5 protein-coding genes are annotated in these 3,717 nt (G+C 67.1%); 2 read left to right on the top strand and 3 right to left on the bottom strand.

The window, feature by feature from the left end; genetic code table 11:
- On the top strand, positions 1 to 568 hold a 568-nt coding region (gene bioD, locus IRZ12_RS16520; RefSeq protein ID WP_296470842.1), incomplete at its 5' end, for a dethiobiotin synthase.
- Here bioD and xth read toward each other — a convergent pair.
- The 3 genes from xth to IRZ12_RS16505 form a co-directional block, all read right to left on the bottom strand.
- Complete coding sequence (gene xth / locus IRZ12_RS16515) at positions 565 to 1,344, bottom strand: exodeoxyribonuclease III (protein WP_296470839.1); 780 nt, start codon at positions 1,342 to 1,344, stop codon at positions 565 to 567. The genes bioD and xth overlap by 4 nt on opposite strands.
- Before the next feature lie 188 nt (positions 1,345 to 1,532).
- A complete protein-coding gene (locus IRZ12_RS16510) occupies positions 1,533 to 2,522 on the bottom strand; it encodes a tripartite tricarboxylate transporter substrate binding protein (RefSeq protein WP_296470834.1) in 990 nt (329 codons plus the stop codon).
- Positions 2,523 to 2,747: 225 nt separating this feature from the next.
- Positions 2,748 to 3,167, bottom strand: a complete 420-nt coding sequence (locus tag IRZ12_RS16505; protein ID WP_296470829.1) for a helix-turn-helix transcriptional regulator — start codon at positions 3,165 to 3,167, stop codon at positions 2,748 to 2,750.
- A gap of 348 nt (positions 3,168 to 3,515) precedes the next feature.
- Here IRZ12_RS16505 and IRZ12_RS16500 point away from each other — a divergent pair.
- Positions 3,516 to 3,717, top strand: a 202-nt coding sequence (locus IRZ12_RS16500) for a DUF6306 domain-containing protein (RefSeq protein WP_296470826.1), incomplete at its 3' end; no start/stop codon positions are given.

The raw sequence follows: 3,717 nt of genomic DNA, 5'->3' as shown, positions 1-3,717 counted from the left end.
GGCGGGCACCCCATATTTTGGCCCCCCCGCGCCCCGGGGGGGGCCCCCCAACCCCCCCCCCCGCGGCCGGCCCCCCCCGCTGGCCGGCCTGCCACTGGCCCGCATCCACGCGCCCCACGCCGTGCTGCAGGCGCCGCTCTCGCCCTGGGCCGCGGCCCGCGAGGAAGGCGTGAGACTGGACGTGGCGGATATCGCGGCTCCCTCTACGGAGGCGCCACTGGTGGCCGAAGGCGCCGGCGGCCTGCTGGTGCCGATCGACGACCGCTCCACCATGATCGACCTGATCGCCCGCCTGGGCCTGCCTGTGATCCTGGTGGCGCGGAGCACGCTGGGCACGCTCAATCACACGTTGTTGTCGCTGGAGGCGCTGCGGGCGCGCGGCATTCCCGTTGCCGGCGTGGTCATGAGCGGCGAGCCCTCTGCAGGCAACCGCCTGGGCATCGAACAGTTCGGCAGGGTCAGGGTGCTGGCGGAGATCCCGCGCCTGACTGCCGTCGATGCCTTCACCGTGGCTGAACTCGCGCGCGCCATTCCTCCGTTCGAGGAGGTGCTGGCCGGCGCGGCCTAGATCTCCAGCGTCGCCACTACCGGCGCGTGGTCCGAGGGCTGCTCGTTCTTGCGGATTTCGCGCTCGATCACGCAAGCGCTGCATACGGCCTTCAAGGTATCCGACAGCAGGATGTGGTCGATGCGCAGACCGGCGTTGCGGCGGAACGCCAGCTGCCGGTAGTCCCACCAGCTGAAGGACTTGGGCGGCTGCTCGAACAAGCGGAACGCGTCATGCAGGCCGATATCCAATAGGGAACGAAATGCGGCGCGCTCCGGCTCGGACACCAGTACGCTCCCTTCCCATTTGGCCGGATCGTGCACGTCTCGGTCCTCAGGCGCCACGTTATAGTCGCCCAACACGGCGAGGCGGGGGTAGCGGGCCAGCTCCTTCTGCAAGGCATCGCGGAAGGCCGCGAACCATTTCAGCTTGTACTCGTACTTGTCGCTACCAACCGACTGGCCGTTGGGGCAATAGGCGCTGACGACGCGCAGTTCGCCGGCGGGCGTATCCAGCGTCGCGGCAATGACGCGCTGCTGGGTGTCGTCGAAGCCGTCGATGTTCTTGGTGACGTCGCGTACGGGGTCGCGCGTCAAGATGGCGACGCCGTTGTAGGTCTTTTGGCCGGTGAACACGGCGCGATAGCCGATTTCCTCCAGCGCGGCGACGGGAAACTTGTCGTCGGGGAGTTTGAGCTCCTGCAGGCACAGCGCATCCACCGGATTGGCCTGCAGGTAAGCGATGACCTGAGGCAGACGAACGTTGAGGGAGTTGATGTTCCAGGTGGCGAGCTTCATCGGGCGATGGGACTCCAGGCAGTGATAGGGGCAGGGCGGCCACCGGCGGGAACGCGCCGCGCCGAGGCGGGGCGGCCGCCGTGGAGCGCATGATAGCAGCCGGGATGCGCGTGAGCCCCACCAGCTCGAATCCACCTCTGGAGCGAGAGGGAAGGCGCCGCCTCAAGGCTGAGGCGTGCCGCCTGCGCTCAATCCCACTGTATGCCCAATTCCTTCACCAAGCCACCCCACTTTGCGCTTTCTTGTTTCAGGAAAGCACCGAAGTCCGCGGAGCCGCTGGCCACGATTTCCGCGCCCTCGGAATCGATGCGCTCTTTGAGTTCGGGCAGGGCCATGGCCTTCACGATGGCGTCGTGCAGTTGGGGCAGCAGCGCCGGGGACAACCCCGCGGGCGCCACCATGCCGTGCCAGTTGGACACTTGCATGGCGGGCAGGCCGGCCTCGGCGGTAGTGGGCAGGTTCGGCAACTGGGGAACCCGGCGCGGACCGGCGACGGCCAAGCCGGTGAGCCGGCCTGCTTCGATGTGTGAGCGCACCAAAGTGATGTCCGATACCATGAACTGTACCTGGCCGGCCAACAAATCGTTCAGCGCTGGACCCGACCCGCGATAAGGCACGTGCACCATTTCGACGCCGGCCACGCGCTTGAACAGCTCGCCCCCCAAGTGCGGGATCGTGGCATTGCCCGCCGACCCGAAGTTGAGCTTGCCGGGGTTGGCTTTGGCGTACGAGACCAACTCGCCCAAGATCTTGGCGCCGGTGCGCGGGTTGGCGACGAGGATCTCCGGTACGCCGATGACCTGCGACACCGGGACCAGGTCCTTGAATGGGTCGTAAGGCATCTTGCGCGCGATGTGGGGCGCCACGGTCAGTGCGCCAGCAAGCGAGTAACCCAGCGTATAGCCGTCAGCGGCCGATCGCGCGACTTCCGCGAGACCGGTCAAGCCGCCGGCGCCGGGGCGGTTCTCGACGACCACCGGCTGACCGAGAACCTTGGCCAGGCCATTGGCGAGGAGGCGGCATATCGTGTCCGCGGAGCCACCTGGCGCCAACGGCACGATGATGCGGATGGGGCGCGAGGGGTATTTGTCGGCAGCACGGGCGGGGGGCACGGTCGCGGCCAGGGGCAGCGCCATGGCGCCCAGCGCGAGCGCGCGTCGGCGTCGATCGATGTTCACTGGAGTCTCCCTTTATTCGAGGTTGTTGGACGGTCCGGCGTGGACGCTCGTAAGCCGGGCGGGGTTTTCTTGGCGTGTTCGACCCGGGCTCCCGGCGATAGGCGCACTGTAGGCAGCGCAGCGTCCGCGGGGTATCCGCCGGGGCGTCAAAGCTGTTATGTCAAAAGCTGCAGGAAGCGGGGCGGGCGTCGGCAGGGCAGGCCTGATGCGCGCAGGGACGGCATTTCAGGCGGGGGGCTGGGCAGCGTCCCTAGGGGGCGTTCCCTCGCACCCCGGGTTCGTCCAAACCCGGTGGAGCCATTCGGAGGGAAGCATGCCGAAGCGCGCCTTGAACACCTTGCTGAAAGTGGACTGGTCGGCGAATCCGCAGCGCCACGAAAGCGAGCCGATGTGTAGCCGTGGACTCTGCTCGAGCATGGCCTTGGCTCGGTGCAGGCGGATTTCCCGCAGCATCCCCATCACGGTTTCTCCACGCGAGGCGAACGCAGCATACAGGCGGGTGCGCGAGCAGCCCGCGCCGCGCGCGATGGCGGCCGCGTCCAAGTCGTGGCGGTGGGCTTCGCGTTCCATGAAGCGCAGCGCGGGTTCGAGGTCGCGGGAAGACAAACGTTCCGGCGAACAGGTTGGAGGCTCGGGGGTGAGCATGACACAAAATGATACAGCCCATCCCTTTGGCGCACTCGGGCGGCATCTTAAGAATGACGTAAAGTTGCGACGATTTGGCTGGGGTTTACCCGGGGTCCGCCCGGCTGCATCCGACGCGGGGGGCGTGCGTGCGGGCCTGCGCCTCGCCAGCGCCCTGTGCCGCGCCGTATAAACGTGTAAAGGAGAGGGCGGCGTACCAACGGTGCCGCATCGTCGAGCCAAGCAACCACATTAACGCTCGGGTTAGGAGGAACCATGAAATCCAAGGCCGATCACGGGTCCGCACCCGGACCTGCCGGAGAGCGGGCGTCCCCGGTTTGTTATGCGGACGAGGCCGATGCGGCATATATGGGTCAACTGTCACGGGAAGAATTGGTGGCCGCGCTGAACGAGCTGCTCGAGGCGGAGCGGGCCGGGGTGCGGGTGGCGGAGGAAACCGCGGCCCAATTGAGCGATCCCGGGACGCGGGCGTTGATGGAATCCATACGCCGTGACGAGCTGAAATGGTGCGCAATGCTGACCGTGGCGATCCAGTCCTTGGGGGAAAAGC

This window comes from Pigmentiphaga sp., from assembly GCF_019689535.1.
Taxonomy (GTDB): Bacteria; Pseudomonadota; Gammaproteobacteria; order Burkholderiales; family Burkholderiaceae_B; genus Pigmentiphaga.
Note: the sequence above shows the minus strand (reverse complement) of the source record. Positions and strands in the feature narration are given on the sequence as shown.

Excerpts from the sequence above, each read along its gene's own strand:
- xth (WP_296470839.1), bottom strand. The coding sequence starts at position 1,344 with ATGAAGCTCGCCACCTGGAACATCAACTCCCTCAACGTTCGTCTGCCT.
- IRZ12_RS16505 (WP_296470829.1), bottom strand. The coding sequence starts at position 3,167 with ATGCTCACCCCCGAGCCTCCAACCTGTTCGCCGGAACGTTTGTCTTCC.